The organism is Bacillus sp. CGMCC 1.16607 (assembly GCF_042683745.1).
Taxonomy (GTDB): domain Bacteria; phylum Bacillota; class Bacilli; order Bacillales; family Cytobacillaceae; genus Pseudoneobacillus.
The window spans coordinates 1-14,134 of sequence record NZ_JBHUJX010000008.1 but is presented as its reverse complement, the minus strand read 5'-3'; the positions used below and the strand labels follow the sequence as shown (position 1 = coordinate 14,134).

Genomic DNA, 14,134 nt, shown 5'->3' with positions numbered 1-14,134 from the left:
ATGATTCTTTTTGCATTTGCTAGAGCAATATAAGACTTCATCGGAAGTAACTGTAAAAGTTTTCTCGCAACATGAACATTGCCTTGATTTCCCTTGAAATCTAGGCGCTAATTGAGAAGTGTTTTTGAATTTCAACAATCGAATCATCAACCCCAATGACAATAGCTTTGTCGTAGTTATTATAAAAATCCCCTAGTGAATGCATTCGCTCAATTGCTGCAATCTCATCCTCGTGTGAATAACAAATAGTTTTTGATTGATCCTCACCTGAGAGTTGCCATATGATAATCGAATGGGGAACTGGTCCTTCAAATCCTTGCATCGTAACCATTCAAAATGCCTCCTGTCTTCGAAAATCTTCACCTTCTAATCGAATAGCTTTCGCCTTAAACATCATGCGTGAAATAATCCTCTCTCCGTTATTTCCATACTTCTTCTTTAACTCACTTTCTGAATAGTTAGTTGAACAAATGTTAGCCTTTTCGATTCTAGAGTCAAAAACCTTGTACAAAATATCTGATGCCCAAGTTTCAAAACCACTTTCATTCGCTTTTAGATACTCAGAACCAATATCATCAATGGCTAATAAGTCTAGACTTTCTAGATGATCATATATTTGACTTTCAGGAATACCCGAACCACTGTAAGAGTTTCTAAATAAATCTAATAAATGTGTGCTTTTAATAAATAAAGCATTATGCCCCTTGTCTCGCACTGCTTTTACAATTGCAAAAGATAGATGACTTTTTCCAAGTCCAGGAGTTCCACTAAACACCATAGATTTAGTACCATCGAATTCTTTAGTAAAACTAATAGCCAATTGTTTAGCCTTAATTTGCATCTCATGTTTGGGTAGGTAAGATCTAACTGTTGCATTTTGAATATCACTTGTTACTTTTTCCGTGTTCAAAATAAAATTTCGAAGTTTGTCATTCTCCAAATCTTCTAATTTGGGTAGATTAAGAGAGTGAATAAGTTCGCGTTCAATACATGTTTTACATGCTCCTGTAACTCCTCTGGATGTTTCATAAATTTTAAAAACGTGTCCGCATGAAGTACATGTTTTCTCTCCAACTTCTTTGATAGGAAAAAGTGTTATGTTTCTAATGGATTGCATACACTAACCTCCTAGAAACTATCTTTTGAAGGATCATAGCGAGTGTTATTAGTCTGCTTCGCTCTAGAAACATCCTGGTCAATTTCTTCAACGGTAAGTAAAGACCTGTTTTCCCATTTACGCAGAATGCCTTCAACATAATTACCTTGGCGCTTATTAGCATGGCAAGCTATGCTTAAAGCTTTAAGAATTATATCTTTTGGTCTAGGGAATTTGGAATCATCTAACCACAACAACAACGATTCTTTGGAATGGATATTGCTAAACCCAAATCCATTGTCATCCCAAAATTGAATGATTTCTGCAACTTCTTCTTTTTCTTTTTCTTTTTCTTGTTGTTCTTCTTTTTCTTCTTCTTTTTCTTCTTCTTGTCCACCTATCGAGGACGTATCGTCAAAACATTGATTTAATAACGTTTCACATTTCTTCCCATCATCATCCGTTTTTTCTTCACGTATCGTATACGAATCGTATAATTTTTTTATATCTACTTTTTCGATACGCTCTCCAACGAATTGAATAAGCGAAATATCCTTGACCATTTTCAACTCAGATTTGACACAATCCAAAACTGGTTTTCCACCTTTATTAAAGTTGTATTTACCCCAATTTTTTATTGCTATTTCTCTTGTATCAGGGTTGTAGAGTACTAGTTTATGATGTTTAACAAAACGATCCATCAATGCGTTAATGCTTTCGATTGTGTAGCCTAAATCGAATGACATCTGCTTTTTAGTAATTTGATAAATGCCTATTTGAGTAGTATTTTTATTCGTTAGTAGATAAAGGAAAAAGTACTTGTCTTCGGGTGTCATTTCTTCAACGACTTTTGGATCGTCCCAGAAATCTGTGTGTACCATTCTAAACTTTGCCATTTCATTTCTCCCCTCTTGGTATTTCACAAATTGCATAACTGTCTTCAATCCGAATAAGTGTGTAATTAGGATAACTTTTCAAGTATTCTAGAACGGATTCTAATTGATTAACTGGATCTAAAATTCGCTCTGGCAATAATACCTTTGATTGATTAGTAATCATCATGGGTTAAGATTAAGCTCCTATAAAAATGTAAATCTCTTGGACATGTATTCTTCTCAAGTCCTGTTTAATGTTTTCAGCCATTATCTTGCATTCAGACACGCTCAATGCAGGAATAAGCTCCGTATGAACGGTATAAAAATCTCCATCAATTTTTATAGAAAAATCCACTTCAAAAAGCATAGCTTGTCCACCTTTTGAATATTATTTATTAACCAATTAATTTTGGGATTTCTCTTTTTATGGCAAAGACTTTTGCAGCTACTGACTTTTGCGAACGGTTTAATCTGTTTGCTAAGTGACTGACACTAAAAATAGGAAAATGATTTTCTAGGTAGAACTCTTCCTCATGACTCCAAGATCCTGTTTTTACATTTTCTGTTCTTTCAACTGTAACTTGTTGCAAAACTTTCATAGTTTCATCACATACTAAATGAGAAGCTAGAGACTGCATCTTGATTCCAACAGAACACACCGTATAACAATATGTGTGTGCTCCACCTTGGTTTACCCGATATTCACATTTCGAACACTCAGTATCTAGTAATTTACATATTTCCAACCGTGTTTTCCGCTTCTCCTCGCGGTTCATTTGCTTCCCTCCTTTGGAATGGATTGGTGCGCACCGTAAAAACTAGGAGTGGAATGCGAACAGGTGTATATAGAAATCGCCTTCCTAGTTTTTACGGCAAGTCCAACCACTTGCCGCCAATCAAAAAAATTGGTATATTTAATTCAAGGACATATTCACTATATGAAGCAGTTAGTGTGACGGCACTGGCTGCTTTTTCCTTTGCCTTCTTTCTCTGTCTGATCTAGTATGTATCGTTGAGCTTTCAAATCTGCACATAGCAACTTCACTTCTCTTGCGGTCATTAGTCGACTTGCATACAAAATGTAGCTCTTCAATTTCATCCCTCCTATATAGCTTGTCCACTACCGAAAGGCTAGCTTAGCCCGCCTTTTCGTTTTCCTTTATTGCTGATTCAGTTTCTTTTGCTTTCTGTTTTCGAGCAATGACAAGTCTTCTGGCATCTTCTATAAAGCAAGATAGGAATTTGGCTGTTTGTTCTTTGGTTAGTTGAACTTTCATGAGTCATTCCCCCTTTAGGAAATGTATATGTTGATAGAAAAAGTAGTATGGTAAGAATATAAATCTAGCTTTTATACCTTTTTGCTCTTAAGCTAATTTGCCATGACAGAAATAATTCTTTCATCGAAATCTTATGTTCCTTACAAATGGCAGCCACTAAATTAACCATGGAAGCTGCCGCATCCAAAACTTCCAGCAAAGACTTAGTTAAGTCTTGACGTTCATTATTTGTATAAGCTTTCACTGGCTTTGACCAACATATATTTTCAAGTGCATCCAAAGCCTCATCCGATTCTTTTTTTACAAGATGAACTAAGCTCGAAGGGTGACGATCTATGTATTCCCCATCGAAATAGGGGATACTTACTAACCCTGTTGTTTCCGTCCATGTTTCAAAGTAAAATTTTGGATCATCAATTTGCTGTGTTACAGTTGACAAAGCTTCTTTTGGTAGAGTTCTTTTTCCAGTTTCGAATTTTGCAACAGATGCGCGAGAATATCCTATAGACTCGCTTAAATCTTGTTGCGTAATCCCCTTTCGTTTTCTAGCCGCAGCCATTGTTTCACTAAATGCCAACTTTCTCTCCCCTTTTTAAAAAATTTGTAACATTTCCCATATATCTTTGTTACTCCGTTGGCTTTACACTTAAGTAGAATGATTTAAGATGTGAAAGTTTTTCCAAATCAACTAGGTTAATGCCTAAACCATATTGATCAGATTTCAAACCTCTATCTTCCAAATCATTTTCATCATGCCAATAGTCATACCTTTTAAAATTAAAACTATCGCAAAATTTGTATTTGCTTAAAAATAGGACATAAATGCTAGAATATTTTTTTCCTTCTTCAATTGAGTAGGCGACAATCGTAGCTTCAGTTCTTTTCTCCAAGATTTTGGAGACAGAATCTTGGACAATCCCATTCCCTATGGTTTGAAGTGGTTCCAGATTGTCAGCTAAGTGATATTGCATTACGACACAACCTTTCAAAGTTAATGAGTGCTTTTAAATTTTTGCTAGCTTTTCACCCTGCGTTCCACTTCGGAACATTATTATTAAAAAAAATTTGATCTACTGTTGTTTTTAATGCATCTGCGATTTTTTTTGCAACCCCCATCGACGGTTCCTTGCGACCTGCTTCGATATTTGTATAGTAAGCTCGACTAATACCTGACAGTTCAGCAACTTGTTCTTGAGTAAATTTCAGTTCTTTTCTTCTACTAATTAAATCAGTGCGTGATGTCACTACTTTCACCTCTTTAAGTTCCGTTTAGGAACATTCTTTACAGTCTTATAATAGTTCCTAAACGGAACTTTGTCAACATGTTTTGTTCCTATTTTTTACGTTTCTTTAAGGAACAAAAAAGTTTAAAATTGATATAGAATGTTCCGGTGGTGATACAATGTCTGTTTTTGCTAAGAGGTTTAAAAAATTACGTGAGGATTTAGGTCTAACTCAAGAACAAATTGCTGAAAAACTAGGTGTAACTAGACCTACTATTGCTGGATATGAATCTGAAGAAAAAAATAGAGTACCTAGAAAAGAAACACTTAACATGATAGCTAATACATTCGGAGTATCGACTGACTGGCTCTTGGGAAACACTAACAACCCTAATCTACAAAATAATGACAAAGAATTCCAGGACTTTATCAACGATCCAGATCTTCAGCGTTGGTATAAGGAGTTACCTAAGTCAGAAGAAGAGGATCTTCGCAAACTCAAAAAAATGTGGGAGATTATTAAGTCTGAGGAGAAGTAGTCTCATATAGAATTAAACGAGCACCTAAAACAAATATTTTTTGCTTTGGGTGCTTTTGTTTTATTAAAAATTTTAAATTTCTAGGAAATGTCCACAATTTGGACATTTTCTTTTTATTGCCATATCGAACACATGTTTGTATAATGTTCATGAGGTGAAATATTTTGACATATTATTACACTCCATTGGAGGATTTTATTAAAAATTTGTACCACCGTTCATCTATATTTGTGCCATCTGACATATGTATGATGAAAATAGCTGGAAAATTAAATTTACCAGTCCATTACTACGACGAAAAGAGCGAAGCCAATTTTTATAAAGATAAATATCGAATGTTTCTCGATAATCGATTAAGTCCACCTGAACAATGGGAAGACTTCGGGCATGAGTTGTGTCATGTACTACGTCATTATGGAGATCAATCTAATATGGAGTTGTTATTTTATAGATTGCAAGAGGGTCAAGCGGATAACTTTATGTACCATTTTTGTGTACCCACTTTTATGCTATTAGACTATCATATTGCCAATTTTATGAATGTTAATGATGGAACTGCTTTTGTATCTAAAACTTTCAATGTAACTGAAAAGTTTGCAAAAGAAAGACTCATTCGATTTCAAAAACAAATTCAGCAATCCAAATTTGATGGAGAGCACAGAAAAATGCTGGAAGCACTATACCCAAAGGCAAAACCTTATTCTGAAGAAACAAATGCTATTTTAAAAAAACTATACACCAATTTAGATAAGAAAGGACTGGTAGTATAATGCCCCAACAACGAGTATATTATGATCTAGTCAATGATGAAATGGTGCCTTATTGGTATGTGCTTACTTTTCAAACAGGTGAACTTGATTGGAATAAACCAATCTTTTATTTCGAGGTTTACTCTCCGTTTGAATTTATAGGACGAGATGATTTTGACGATTCCATAATTAGTACAACTATTCTACTGTCAGATCTAGTGGTTCAATCGAACACCCCTAGTCAAATTGGTATTAACCTTACATCATTGAAGAAACGACTTTCTATATATAATGTGGATTGTGATTTGGTAAGACAATTTGTATTAACAATGCCCGATGTTGAGGAAATTTTAAGTTTGATACCAAATAAAAGAACAATGAAATTTGTTTTAGGCGCAAATTGATCAGCAAACTTGTCCTTCTACTTGCATAGATTGAATTGAGGTGTTGTATATGAGGTGTGCAATCTATCGTCGAGTTAGTACAGATATGCAGGTGGAAGAAGGCGTATCTTTAGATAATCAGCTTCAACGATTGAGAGCATTTGCAGAGTCACAAGGTTGGACAATTGTCATTGAATACGTGGACGAAGGGATCTCTGCGAAAAATATTGAAGGTCGTCCAGGAATTCAATCTATGATGAAGGGTATTATTGAAAAGAAATTTGATGTTCTTTTAGTTTATAAACTAGATCGTTTGGTCCGTAGGGTAAAGGATCTTCTTGAACTACTCATGCTCATGGAAAAGCACGAAGTAATGTTTAAATCTGCTACAGAACCTTTTGACACGACCACGCCAGCAGGAAAACTCTTTATCACCATGATAGCTGCTATGGCAGAATGGGAACGTGAAACAATTGCTGAACGTGTATATGACAACTTAAAGCATCGTGCACAAGAAGGAAACCGGAATGGTGGTCCTGCTCCATATGGATATGATTACGATGATAAAGGAAACTTAGTCATTAATGATGAAGAAGCTAAATGGGTTCGTTTCATATACAAAAAGTATCAAACGATGGGATCACAAAACATAGCCAAAGCTTTAAACAAGAATGGGATAAAAACCAAAAAAGGGGTATTATGGAGTGATTTTTCCGTTCGGTTTATTCTACGTAACCCCATCTATTCTGGAAAAAACCGATGGAATTGGCGCTCCCCAGTAAAAGGGAAAGCATACACTGGGAATGAAATTATTAAAGATATTAACCAAGAAGGCTTTCAAGCAATAATTCCAGAAGAAGAATTCAATGATATTCAGAAATTATCGAGAGAACGTAGCAGCACTGCTTTTCGTTCAGATAATCATTATCCTTTCTCGGGTGTCGCAAAATGTTGGAAGTGTGGAAATAGCTTTACAGGCGCTTTTAAGAAACGAAAAACAGGGGGAGTCTATCGTCATTATAAATGTGCTGGGCGCTTTAAATATGGTGTATGTGACGTTCAGACGATTGCGGAAGAAGCAATGGAAACCGCATTGTTAAATTTTCTGTCCTTTGACGAATTGGATATTGAAATTCATGAGGACCAAGAAGAGTTTGGTCTAACGAAAGAAGAGTTGGATAAGCAGCTTCATAAAATCCGGACAAAAAAGGAACGAACAAAAGACCTTTACATTGATGGTGAATATAGTAAGGATGAATATAAAAAGAAAATGGACTTGCTTACGATACAAGAAAATGAATTATTAGAGCAATATGAGGAATTTGAACAAGAGGCATCCATAGAGGAAATAAAAATTGTGCTGCAGAATATAAAATTAGAATGGCCATATTTAAGTTTTGAAGCAAAAAAACAGGCTGTACAAATGTTATTCGAAAGTTTTACAATTGAGCTAGTTACTCCATCTAAAATGGGTAAATATCCAGAACCACCAGTGGTCATAATAAAAGACTACCGCTTTCGGTAGTCTCCTTTTATGAGGGTTACTTATCGTATGCATGCATCCTCGTGCATCGGACAACCCTTAATGGCAAAAACTGAACCGCGCTCCGAATGTGAATAAGCTTCTAACCCTCTTTTTAACATTGTTACTAACGTTGATTTACCACCACTAACAGGTCCCATAAGAAGCAATATCCGCTTTCTTACATCAAGCCTTTTCGCAGCTGGATGAAAGTATTCCTCGACTAATCGCTCTAAAGCTTCTTCTAGACCAAATAATTGATTACTAAAAAAATTATATTGTTTCTTGCCCTTTACTTCTTCAATCCCGGCGTCTCTGATCATGTTATATACACGTGAATGTGCAGACTGTGCGACCCATGGCTTTTCTTTTAATAATTGTAGATAGTCTCCAAATGTGCCTTCCCAACGCAGCTTTTCTTCCTCTTCGCGAAACCTCTCAATCTTTTTTAGAATATCCATAAAGACCTCCCTTGAAGCGTAATACAAAGACGACGATTAATATAATCTATGCGCACGGACAATTGAACATTCATCTTCATTTGGATAAGACATTGTCATTTTTCATTTTTCGTTCACAAAAATATTCTGTTATAGCATTCACTCTTTGGAAAGGATAAGTTATAATAAGCTTATCTGTATAAAGGAACCTTGAAAAAGGAGGAATACATACGATGGGTACAATCTTAATTTTAGGCGTGATGGTTGCCTTTTTAGCAGCTATTTTCACATCTGGATACAACGACCGTCCGGGAACAAAATAAAAAAAGACCTCAATCGAGGTCTTTTTTTATTTTGTAAGTAAATATAACTTTTCGAACTTCGAAAATTGTCCAGTTCCTAGCCCCTCGAGGCGCTTTCTGTTTTTCTTATTTTCTTAAATGTAAATAATCCAACTGTCTTAATGCTTCATATATCAATATTGCAGCGGTATTGGACAAATTCAATGATCGCACATTATCATTCATCGGTATCCGCAATGCACGGTCGATATGCTTTTCTATAACATCCTTAGGTAACCCCGTCGTTTCTTTGCCGAATATAAAATAATAATCTTTTTCCTTATTCGAATAATCAAAGTCTGAATGATTTTTCTGCCCGAACTTAGTAATTAAGAAAAACTCACCACCGGCATTTTTTTCAAAAAAATCATCCAATGAATCGTAATAATGAATCGTAACGAACTCCCAATAATCCAAACCCGCCCTTTTTAACATTTTATCATCAGTTGAAAACCCAAGCGGGCGTATTAAATGGAGAATCGTATCTGTTGCTGCACAGGTTCGTGCAATATTTCCCGTATTTGCTGGAATTTCTGGTTGATATAAAACTACATGTACTGCCACAATTTTCACCTCATAAAGTCTTTTCTACCTTCAATTATACCAAATCATTCATCATCTACGATCGTAAAAAATTTGTATTTAATATTTGGTGTATAAGCAGTAGAATCCTCATACGCCCAATATCGCAATCGGCTATTATACGTATGGGCATTAACTAGCGGCATCCCGTAATAATCTTTTCCCGTAACAATCGTGTTGTGATTAAACCGACCATCCCCTTCAAAATCATAACAAATGACATCTCCAAGTAGCAATTGATCCGGGCGGCTTACTTCCTTTGCCCGAAGTCCAGTCGTAGAGTTACCTAAATATTTACGAAATGCATGTGCAACGGTCCAGCTCCAGCTCCAAGCATTCCCTTTCATCCACCATCCATTTCCTTTATTCGGGTACCCTCTCATCGGTGCACCACCTGCATATAAGCATTGTGAAATGAAATTTGTACAATCATTTGCCTCAATTTTTTTAAATGCAGGATTGTAATCATTCCACCATCTTTCCGCATACTGCACTGCCTTAAGGCGGTTATATTGAAACTTTATTCGGGATTCTTCCCTATACTCTACATCGGTTTCAATGGACACCTCCGGATTTTGTTCAAATGGACGAACTTCTTCATCTTTTATTAATGTTCCTTTAAAGAAATCTGCCATACGAAGTTCCATTTCTTCTTCTAAATATAATTGTCCCTTTTGTTTTATTAAATATTGAAAATGGACTTGATAAGAAACGTTTGTGTTGTCCCCAATTTCACTTTTATTCAAAATCTTCCCAGTAGCCTTAGCCTTGACAATTTCGGCAAATCTTTTTAAATTGTTTTCTTTCTTTTTTTCTATTTTTATACATGAAAAATCTGACCCACTAGGATTGGTTATACACTGCTTTACCCTCTCCTCAAGCAATTTCTGTAACTGTTCTCTCATGATTTACACTCCTTTCATAAAATACATATGAAAGGAAAAATAGATTTATCTAATAAAATAGGAACAATCGTAATCCGATTGCTCCTAAACTATTGGAAAAAAGCTAAGCCTTTTTCAATTTCTAATTTTACTTCCTCATCTTGTTCAATTATTTTTGCTTTTTCAAGAGCATTCTTGGCTTGTTCTCCACCAATTTTCCCTAGTGCCCACGCAGCCGTTCCCCGAATGACAGGACGAGAATCTTTGTTCATTAGGAAAATCAGATCTTCAACTGCCGATTCATCTTTAAAATGAGCAAGTGCAATAATCGCATTCCTTTGTATCGGTTTCTTTCCACGCCAAGACCCAGATAAAGGACCAAACTTCTCTTTGAAATCTTTATTACTTACATGAAGAATTGGTTTTAATAAAGGTTTAACAAGTTCAGGATTAGGTTCCATTTCTTCATGAAAATGAAAGTCCTTGCCCTTATTTTTTGGACATGCTGTCTGACAGGAGTCACATCCATAAATTCTGTTACCGATTTTATCTCTAAATTCATCTGGAATGAATCCTTTTGTTTGTGTTAAAAATGCGACACATTTTTGGGCATTTAATTGCCCCCCCTGAACTAGCGCTCCAGTTGGACACGCATCAAGACATAAAGTGCAATCTCCACATTGGTCTTCAATTGGTGAATCAGGTTGAAATGGAATATTGGTAATCATTTCTCCTAAATATACAAAGGAACCAAACTCAGGGGTGATTATAGAACAATTCTTTCCACTCCAACCGATTCCTGCCCTTTCAGCAACAGCGCGGTCAGAAAGCTCACCTGTATCAACCATAGATTTAACTTTCGCATTTGGTACTTTTAATGAAATATATTCTTCTAATTTCTGTAAACGATCCCGTAATATATGATGATAGTCCTGCCCCCATGAGGCTCGACAGAAAATACCTCTTCTTAATCCTTTTTTACTTTGAATATGCACTATCATTTTTGAGGGGTATGCTAGTGCAATTGAAATAATGGATTGTGCTTGATCTAATAGCAGGGGTGGATTAACACGTTTTTCAATATCTGGTTCTTCAAATCCGGATTGATAACCTAATTCCTGCTGACGGATTAGGCGGTTTTTTAACTCATCAAACGGTGAAGCAGTTGTAAAGCCAATTTTATCAATTCCAATTTTCTTACTATATTGAATAATATCCTCTTTTAAAGTTTGTATATCCATATCACCCCTCCTTTTCTTTTGCCCATTCCCTATCCTATGATAAACTATTTTTGTATACTTTTGGAGGTGCAAAGCTTGGAAATAATCATTTCATCAGATTTAAGCAAAATCGTTCCTGATTTTAAAATAGGTGTCATCCACTATCGAAATATTGTTGTCTCAGAATCTCCGCAAATGCTGAAAGGAAGATTACGCTTATTTCAAGAATCCATTTATTTTGATCTAGAAGACAAAAATGTAACGGAAATAGAGGGTATTAAAGAATGGAGAGAAATTTTTAAAAAGACAGGAAAAGATCCGAATCGTTATCGACCTTCCGTAGAAGCACTTTATCGTAGAATAAAAAAACAGAATTTCATAGAGACCGTACAAAGTGCAATTGATGTTAACAATTTCTTTTCTCTTCAATACAGTATTCCAATTGGGGTTTATGACACAAGTAATATCCATGGGAATGTTACAATTAGCATCGGAAAACCATCGGAAGAATACTTAGGTCTTAATGGAAGATTAAACTCTTTGGAAAACCTAATTATTTCCTCAGATGATTTAGGCGCATTTGGAAGTCCGTTTGTAGATTCAGATAGAACACAAGTAACAAAAAATACGATATCTGCCCTACAAATTATTTATCTGAGACCATCTATGAATGTAGATGAATCTAAACAACTAACAGAATCATTAATGAATATGTTTCTACAAATTCATGGAGGAGAAGGTAAATTTGAAATTATTGGACACTAATCATTGGTGTCTTTTTTTAATTCTTACATAATAGAAAAAACGCAATGCTTCATTCTTAAGAAATGGAACACTGCGTTGGTTAACAATATGTATGGAGCGGGTGATGAGAATCGAACTCACAACATCAGCTTGGAAGGCTGAGGTTTTACCACTAAACTACACCCGCATTTGAATAATTTATTTCTGTAACAACAAAATAAATTTTAACAAGTTTCGACATAAAATGCAAGCCTTTTTGGTTTTTTTTTTGAAAAAATATCATTAATTTAATGAACAATCTGGAGTTTACCCTCACGCCTGGTTCATTTATGCCTTGAAACCTATTTCCGCAAACTAAGCAATATCATGTTTATATCGATGATAATAGACTATCGCTTCATGATTGGGATAGTAGTATTGATCACGATAGATTTCAAACTCAAAACCTGGTTTCGGCAATATTTCATTTCTCCACATAATTAAATAAATACTTTAAAACAAAAAAAATCAATGCTCTGAATTTTTCAAAGCATTGACTTTATAAGGTTTCTTACATTTTTATACCGGTGGTCGGGGTCGAACCGACACTCCAGAGGAACACGATTTTGAGTCGTGCGCGTCTGCCAATTCCGCCACACCGGCGTAATACTATTTATTTAATTTGGGTAATGCCGAGGACCGGAATCGAACCGGTACGGTAGTCACCTACCGCAGGATTTTAAGTCCTGTGCGTCTGCCAGTTCCGCCACCCCGGCAAAATAAAAGATTTGCCACTTAACATATAAAATTATAATTGGAGGCGGCAACCGGATTTGAACCGGTGGTAAAGGTTTTGCAGACCTCTGCCTTACCACTTGGCTATGCCGCCATAAGATTGGAGCGGAAGACGGGATTCGAACCCGCGACCCCCACCTTGGCAAGGTGGTGTTCTACCACTGAACTACTTCCGCACAATGGCTGGGCTAGCTGGATTTGAACCAACGCATGTCGCAGTCAAAGTGCGATGCCTTACCGCTTGGCTATAGCCCAATAATATTTTTAAATAATAAATTAAACATTTAATGGGGCGACCGAGGGGAATCGAACCCCCGAATGTCGGAACCACAATCCGATGCGTTAACCACTTCGCCACGATCGCCATTATATTAATAGATTAACTTTAAAAGTTTAGTGATATTTGTTTAGTAATTATGAATATTTTTTAAAAAATTATGGGGCGACCGAAGGGAATCGAACCCTCGAATGTCGGAACCACAATCCGATGCGTTAACCACTTCGCCACGATCGCCATTATATTTAAAAAATAATTGGCAGGGGTAGTAGGAATCGAACCCACACTGAAGGTTTTGGAGACCTTAGTTCTACCTTTAAACTATACCCCTATAAGAATGGTGGAGGGGGACGGATTCGAACCGCCGAACCCAAGGGAACGGATTTACAGTCCGTCGCGTTTAGCCACTTCGCTACCCCTCCATATTTAGATAAGAGTGCCGGCGAGAGGACTTGAACCCCCAACCTACTGATTACAAGTCAGTTGCTCTACCAATTGAGCTACACCGGCAAGAATCTAAACACTAATGGTGGCTCAGGACGGAATCGAACCGCCGACACAAGGATTTTCAGTCCTTTGCTCTACCGACTGAGCTACTGAGCCACATTTAATGGCGGTCCCGACGGGAATCGAACCCGCGATCTCCTGCGTGACAGGCAGGCATGTTAACCGCTACACCACGGAACCATTTAAATATGTTATGCACCCATTTATTAGATGGATTATTGCGGGGGCAGGATTTGAACCTGCGACCTTCGGGTTATGAGCCCGACGAGCTACCGGGCTGCTCCACCCCGCGTCGATATTGAAAATTAAATTATGATGGTGGAGGATGACGGGATCGAACCGCCGACCCTCTGCTTGTAAGGCAGATGCTCTCCCAGCTGAGCTAATCCTCCGTTAAATGGTGACCCATACGGGATTCGAACCCGTGTTACCGCCGTGAAAGGGCGGTGTCTTAACCGCTTGACCAATGGGCCTTAATGAAATATTTTATATGGCGGAGAGCAAGGGATTTGAACCCTTGAGACAGGGTTACCCGCCTACACGATTTCCAATCGTGCTCCTTCGGCCACTCGGACAGCTCTCCAAAAATATGGCTCCGCAGGTAGGACTCGAACCTACGACCGTTCGGTTAACAGCCGAATGCTCTACCACTGAGCTACTGCGGAACGATATTATGCCTGGCGACGTCCTACTCTCACAGG

Annotated in this window: 18 protein-coding genes, 18 tRNA genes and 1 pseudogene; 5 read left to right on the top strand and 32 right to left on the bottom strand. The window is 36.9% G+C overall.

All coding sequences use genetic code 11. From position 1 onward, the window contains the following. Positions 1 to 100: 100 nt before the first annotated feature. The 10 genes from ACFSO7_RS02795 to ACFSO7_RS02750 all read right to left on the bottom strand — a co-directional run bounded on the left by ACFSO7_RS02795 (position 101) and on the right by ACFSO7_RS02750 (position 4,493). Positions 101 to 331 carry a hypothetical protein gene (locus ACFSO7_RS02795; RefSeq protein ID WP_377875124.1) on the bottom strand — a complete coding sequence of 77 codons (231 nt, stop codon included), beginning with the start codon at positions 329 to 331 and terminating at the stop codon, positions 101 to 103. After that, the gene (locus tag ACFSO7_RS02790; protein ID WP_377875122.1) at positions 332 to 1,117 is read right to left on the bottom strand and encodes an ATP-binding protein; all 786 of its coding nucleotides are present in this window, start codon (positions 1,115 to 1,117) and stop codon (positions 332 to 334) included. An 11-nt stretch (positions 1,118 to 1,128) separates the two neighbouring features. After that, positions 1,129 to 1,992 carry a DnaD domain-containing protein gene (locus ACFSO7_RS02785; RefSeq protein ID WP_377875120.1) on the bottom strand — a complete coding sequence of 288 codons (864 nt, stop codon included), beginning with the start codon at positions 1,990 to 1,992 and terminating at the stop codon, positions 1,129 to 1,131. A 1-nt stretch (position 1,993) separates the two neighbouring features. After that, positions 1,994 to 2,158 (bottom strand): hypothetical protein, encoded by a 165-nt coding sequence (locus tag ACFSO7_RS02780; protein WP_377875119.1) that lies wholly within the window; start codon positions 2,156 to 2,158, stop codon positions 1,994 to 1,996. A gap of 9 nt (positions 2,159 to 2,167) precedes the next feature. Beyond that, positions 2,168 to 2,338 carry a hypothetical protein gene (locus ACFSO7_RS02775; protein WP_377875117.1) on the bottom strand — a complete coding sequence of 57 codons (171 nt, stop codon included), beginning with the start codon at positions 2,336 to 2,338 and terminating at the stop codon, positions 2,168 to 2,170. Between the two features lie 28 nt (positions 2,339 to 2,366). After that, entirely contained in the window at positions 2,367 to 2,747 is a 381-nt protein-coding gene (locus ACFSO7_RS02770) for a hypothetical protein (RefSeq protein ID WP_377875115.1), read from the bottom strand. Positions 2,748 to 3,107: 360 nt separating this feature from the next. Further along, positions 3,108 to 3,248 carry a hypothetical protein gene (locus tag ACFSO7_RS02765; RefSeq protein ID WP_377875114.1) on the bottom strand — a complete coding sequence of 47 codons (141 nt, stop codon included), beginning with the start codon at positions 3,246 to 3,248 and terminating at the stop codon, positions 3,108 to 3,110. Between the two features lie 64 nt (positions 3,249 to 3,312). Next, complete coding sequence (locus tag ACFSO7_RS02760; RefSeq protein WP_377875112.1) at positions 3,313 to 3,825, bottom strand: helix-turn-helix domain-containing protein; 513 nt, start codon at positions 3,823 to 3,825, stop codon at positions 3,313 to 3,315. Between the two features lie 49 nt (positions 3,826 to 3,874). After that, a complete protein-coding gene (locus tag ACFSO7_RS02755; protein WP_377875110.1) occupies positions 3,875 to 4,219 on the bottom strand; it encodes a hypothetical protein in 345 nt (114 codons plus the stop codon). 52 nt (positions 4,220 to 4,271) lie between these two features. After that, on the bottom strand, positions 4,272 to 4,493 hold the full coding sequence (locus ACFSO7_RS02750) for a helix-turn-helix transcriptional regulator (protein ID WP_377875108.1): 222 nt from the start codon (positions 4,491 to 4,493) through the stop codon (positions 4,272 to 4,274). Positions 4,494 to 4,650: 157 nt separating this feature from the next. Here ACFSO7_RS02750 and ACFSO7_RS02745 point away from each other — a divergent pair, with 157 nt between their 5' ends. From ACFSO7_RS02745 to ACFSO7_RS02730, 4 genes are all read left to right on the top strand, one after another. Then, on the top strand, positions 4,651 to 5,010 hold the full coding sequence (locus ACFSO7_RS02745) for a helix-turn-helix domain-containing protein (RefSeq protein ID WP_377875106.1): 360 nt from the start codon (positions 4,651 to 4,653) through the stop codon (positions 5,008 to 5,010). A gap of 164 nt (positions 5,011 to 5,174) precedes the next feature. After that, positions 5,175 to 5,780 (top strand): ImmA/IrrE family metallo-endopeptidase, encoded by a 606-nt coding sequence (locus ACFSO7_RS02740; RefSeq protein ID WP_377875105.1) that lies wholly within the window; start codon positions 5,175 to 5,177, stop codon positions 5,778 to 5,780. Continuing rightward, complete coding sequence (locus ACFSO7_RS02735; protein ID WP_377875103.1) at positions 5,780 to 6,163, top strand: hypothetical protein; 384 nt, start codon at positions 5,780 to 5,782, stop codon at positions 6,161 to 6,163. Before ACFSO7_RS02740 ends, ACFSO7_RS02735 begins: the two co-directional genes overlap by 1 nt. A gap of 49 nt (positions 6,164 to 6,212) precedes the next feature. After that, entirely contained in the window at positions 6,213 to 7,667 is a 1,455-nt protein-coding gene (locus tag ACFSO7_RS02730) for a recombinase family protein (protein ID WP_377875101.1), read from the top strand. Between the two features lie 35 nt (positions 7,668 to 7,702). On the opposite strand, the pseudogene ACFSO7_RS02725 reads toward ACFSO7_RS02730, so the two are convergent. From ACFSO7_RS02725 to queG, 4 genes and pseudogenes are all read right to left on the bottom strand, one after another. Beyond that, positions 7,703 to 8,125: pseudogene (locus ACFSO7_RS02725) on the bottom strand (protein prkA); the annotation flags it as partial. 407 nt (positions 8,126 to 8,532) lie between these two features. After that, positions 8,533 to 9,009 (bottom strand): tRNA (uridine(34)/cytosine(34)/5-carboxymethylaminomethyluridine(34)-2'-O)-methyltransferase TrmL, encoded by a 477-nt coding sequence (trmL, locus tag ACFSO7_RS02720; RefSeq protein ID WP_377875100.1) that lies wholly within the window; start codon positions 9,007 to 9,009, stop codon positions 8,533 to 8,535. Positions 9,010 to 9,053: 44 nt separating this feature from the next. Then, positions 9,054 to 9,932 carry an amidase domain-containing protein gene (locus tag ACFSO7_RS02715; protein ID WP_377875098.1) on the bottom strand — a complete coding sequence of 293 codons (879 nt, stop codon included), beginning with the start codon at positions 9,930 to 9,932 and terminating at the stop codon, positions 9,054 to 9,056. A gap of 89 nt (positions 9,933 to 10,021) precedes the next feature. After that, on the bottom strand, positions 10,022 to 11,152 hold the full coding sequence (queG, locus tag ACFSO7_RS02710; RefSeq protein ID WP_377875097.1) for a tRNA epoxyqueuosine(34) reductase QueG: 1,131 nt from the start codon (positions 11,150 to 11,152) through the stop codon (positions 10,022 to 10,024). Between the two features lie 75 nt (positions 11,153 to 11,227). On the opposite strand from queG, the gene ACFSO7_RS02705 reads away from it, so the two are divergent. Then, positions 11,228 to 11,896: a B3/B4 domain-containing protein gene (locus ACFSO7_RS02705; RefSeq protein ID WP_377875095.1), complete on the top strand. Its 669-nt coding sequence runs from the start codon at positions 11,228 to 11,230 to the stop codon at positions 11,894 to 11,896. Positions 11,897 to 11,988: 92 nt separating this feature from the next. Here ACFSO7_RS02705 and ACFSO7_RS02700 read toward each other — a convergent pair. From ACFSO7_RS02700 to ACFSO7_RS02615, 18 genes are all read right to left on the bottom strand, one after another. Beyond that, positions 11,989 to 12,062, bottom strand: a tRNA-Gly gene (locus tag ACFSO7_RS02700). 374 nt (positions 12,063 to 12,436) lie between these two features. Beyond that, positions 12,437 to 12,517, bottom strand: a tRNA-Leu gene (locus ACFSO7_RS02695). A 27-nt stretch (positions 12,518 to 12,544) separates the two neighbouring features. Continuing rightward, positions 12,545 to 12,630 (bottom strand) — tRNA-Leu (locus tag ACFSO7_RS02690). Between the two features lie 39 nt (positions 12,631 to 12,669). Next, positions 12,670 to 12,743 (bottom strand) — tRNA-Cys (locus ACFSO7_RS02685). 7 nt (positions 12,744 to 12,750) lie between these two features. Beyond that, a tRNA-Gly gene (locus tag ACFSO7_RS02680) sits at positions 12,751 to 12,825 on the bottom strand. Between the two features lie 4 nt (positions 12,826 to 12,829). After that, positions 12,830 to 12,904, bottom strand: a tRNA-Gln gene (locus ACFSO7_RS02675). A gap of 33 nt (positions 12,905 to 12,937) precedes the next feature. Beyond that, a tRNA-His gene (locus tag ACFSO7_RS02670) sits at positions 12,938 to 13,013 on the bottom strand. A 74-nt stretch (positions 13,014 to 13,087) separates the two neighbouring features. Continuing rightward, positions 13,088 to 13,163, bottom strand: a tRNA-His gene (locus ACFSO7_RS02665). A gap of 20 nt (positions 13,164 to 13,183) precedes the next feature. After that, a tRNA-Trp gene (locus ACFSO7_RS02660) sits at positions 13,184 to 13,257 on the bottom strand. Between the two features lie 7 nt (positions 13,258 to 13,264). Continuing rightward, positions 13,265 to 13,348, bottom strand: a tRNA-Tyr gene (locus tag ACFSO7_RS02655). Positions 13,349 to 13,363: 15 nt separating this feature from the next. Further along, positions 13,364 to 13,436: transfer RNA gene (locus tag ACFSO7_RS02650), tRNA-Thr, on the bottom strand. Positions 13,437 to 13,453: 17 nt separating this feature from the next. Then, positions 13,454 to 13,529, bottom strand: a tRNA-Phe gene (locus ACFSO7_RS02645). An 8-nt stretch (positions 13,530 to 13,537) separates the two neighbouring features. Then, a tRNA-Asp gene (locus tag ACFSO7_RS02640) sits at positions 13,538 to 13,613 on the bottom strand. 38 nt (positions 13,614 to 13,651) lie between these two features. Next, positions 13,652 to 13,725: transfer RNA gene (locus tag ACFSO7_RS02635), tRNA-Met, on the bottom strand. 24 nt (positions 13,726 to 13,749) lie between these two features. Further along, positions 13,750 to 13,825, bottom strand: a tRNA-Val gene (locus ACFSO7_RS02630). A gap of 6 nt (positions 13,826 to 13,831) precedes the next feature. Continuing rightward, positions 13,832 to 13,906, bottom strand: a tRNA-Glu gene (locus tag ACFSO7_RS02625). A gap of 18 nt (positions 13,907 to 13,924) precedes the next feature. Next, a tRNA-Ser gene (locus ACFSO7_RS02620) sits at positions 13,925 to 14,016 on the bottom strand. 7 nt (positions 14,017 to 14,023) lie between these two features. Further along, positions 14,024 to 14,098 (bottom strand) — tRNA-Asn (locus tag ACFSO7_RS02615). Between the last annotated feature and the right edge of the window lie 36 nt (positions 14,099 to 14,134).

Excerpts from the sequence above, each read along its gene's own strand:
- ACFSO7_RS02795 (WP_377875124.1), bottom strand. The coding sequence starts at position 331 with ATGGTTACGATGCAAGGATTTGAAGGACCAGTTCCCCATTCGATTATC.
- ACFSO7_RS02790 (WP_377875122.1), bottom strand. The coding sequence starts at position 1,117 with ATGCAATCCATTAGAAACATAACACTTTTTCCTATCAAAGAAGTTGGA.
- ACFSO7_RS02785 (WP_377875120.1), bottom strand. The coding sequence starts at position 1,992 with ATGGCAAAGTTTAGAATGGTACACACAGATTTCTGGGACGATCCAAAA.
- ACFSO7_RS02780 (WP_377875119.1), bottom strand. The coding sequence starts at position 2,158 with ATGATGATTACTAATCAATCAAAGGTATTATTGCCAGAGCGAATTTTA.
- ACFSO7_RS02775 (WP_377875117.1), bottom strand. The coding sequence starts at position 2,338 with ATGCTTTTTGAAGTGGATTTTTCTATAAAAATTGATGGAGATTTTTAT.
- ACFSO7_RS02770 (WP_377875115.1), bottom strand. The coding sequence starts at position 2,747 with ATGAACCGCGAGGAGAAGCGGAAAACACGGTTGGAAATATGTAAATTA.
- ACFSO7_RS02765 (WP_377875114.1), bottom strand. The coding sequence starts at position 3,248 with ATGAAAGTTCAACTAACCAAAGAACAAACAGCCAAATTCCTATCTTGC.
- ACFSO7_RS02755 (WP_377875110.1), bottom strand. The coding sequence starts at position 4,219 with ATGCAATATCACTTAGCTGACAATCTGGAACCACTTCAAACCATAGGG.
- ACFSO7_RS02745 (WP_377875106.1), top strand. The coding sequence starts at position 4,651 with ATGTCTGTTTTTGCTAAGAGGTTTAAAAAATTACGTGAGGATTTAGGT.
- ACFSO7_RS02735 (WP_377875103.1), top strand. The coding sequence starts at position 5,780 with ATGCCCCAACAACGAGTATATTATGATCTAGTCAATGATGAAATGGTG.
- ACFSO7_RS02730 (WP_377875101.1), top strand. The coding sequence starts at position 6,213 with ATGAGGTGTGCAATCTATCGTCGAGTTAGTACAGATATGCAGGTGGAA.
- ACFSO7_RS02715 (WP_377875098.1), bottom strand. The coding sequence starts at position 9,932 with ATGAGAGAACAGTTACAGAAATTGCTTGAGGAGAGGGTAAAGCAGTGT.
- queG (WP_377875097.1), bottom strand. The coding sequence starts at position 11,152 with ATGGATATACAAACTTTAAAAGAGGATATTATTCAATATAGTAAGAAA.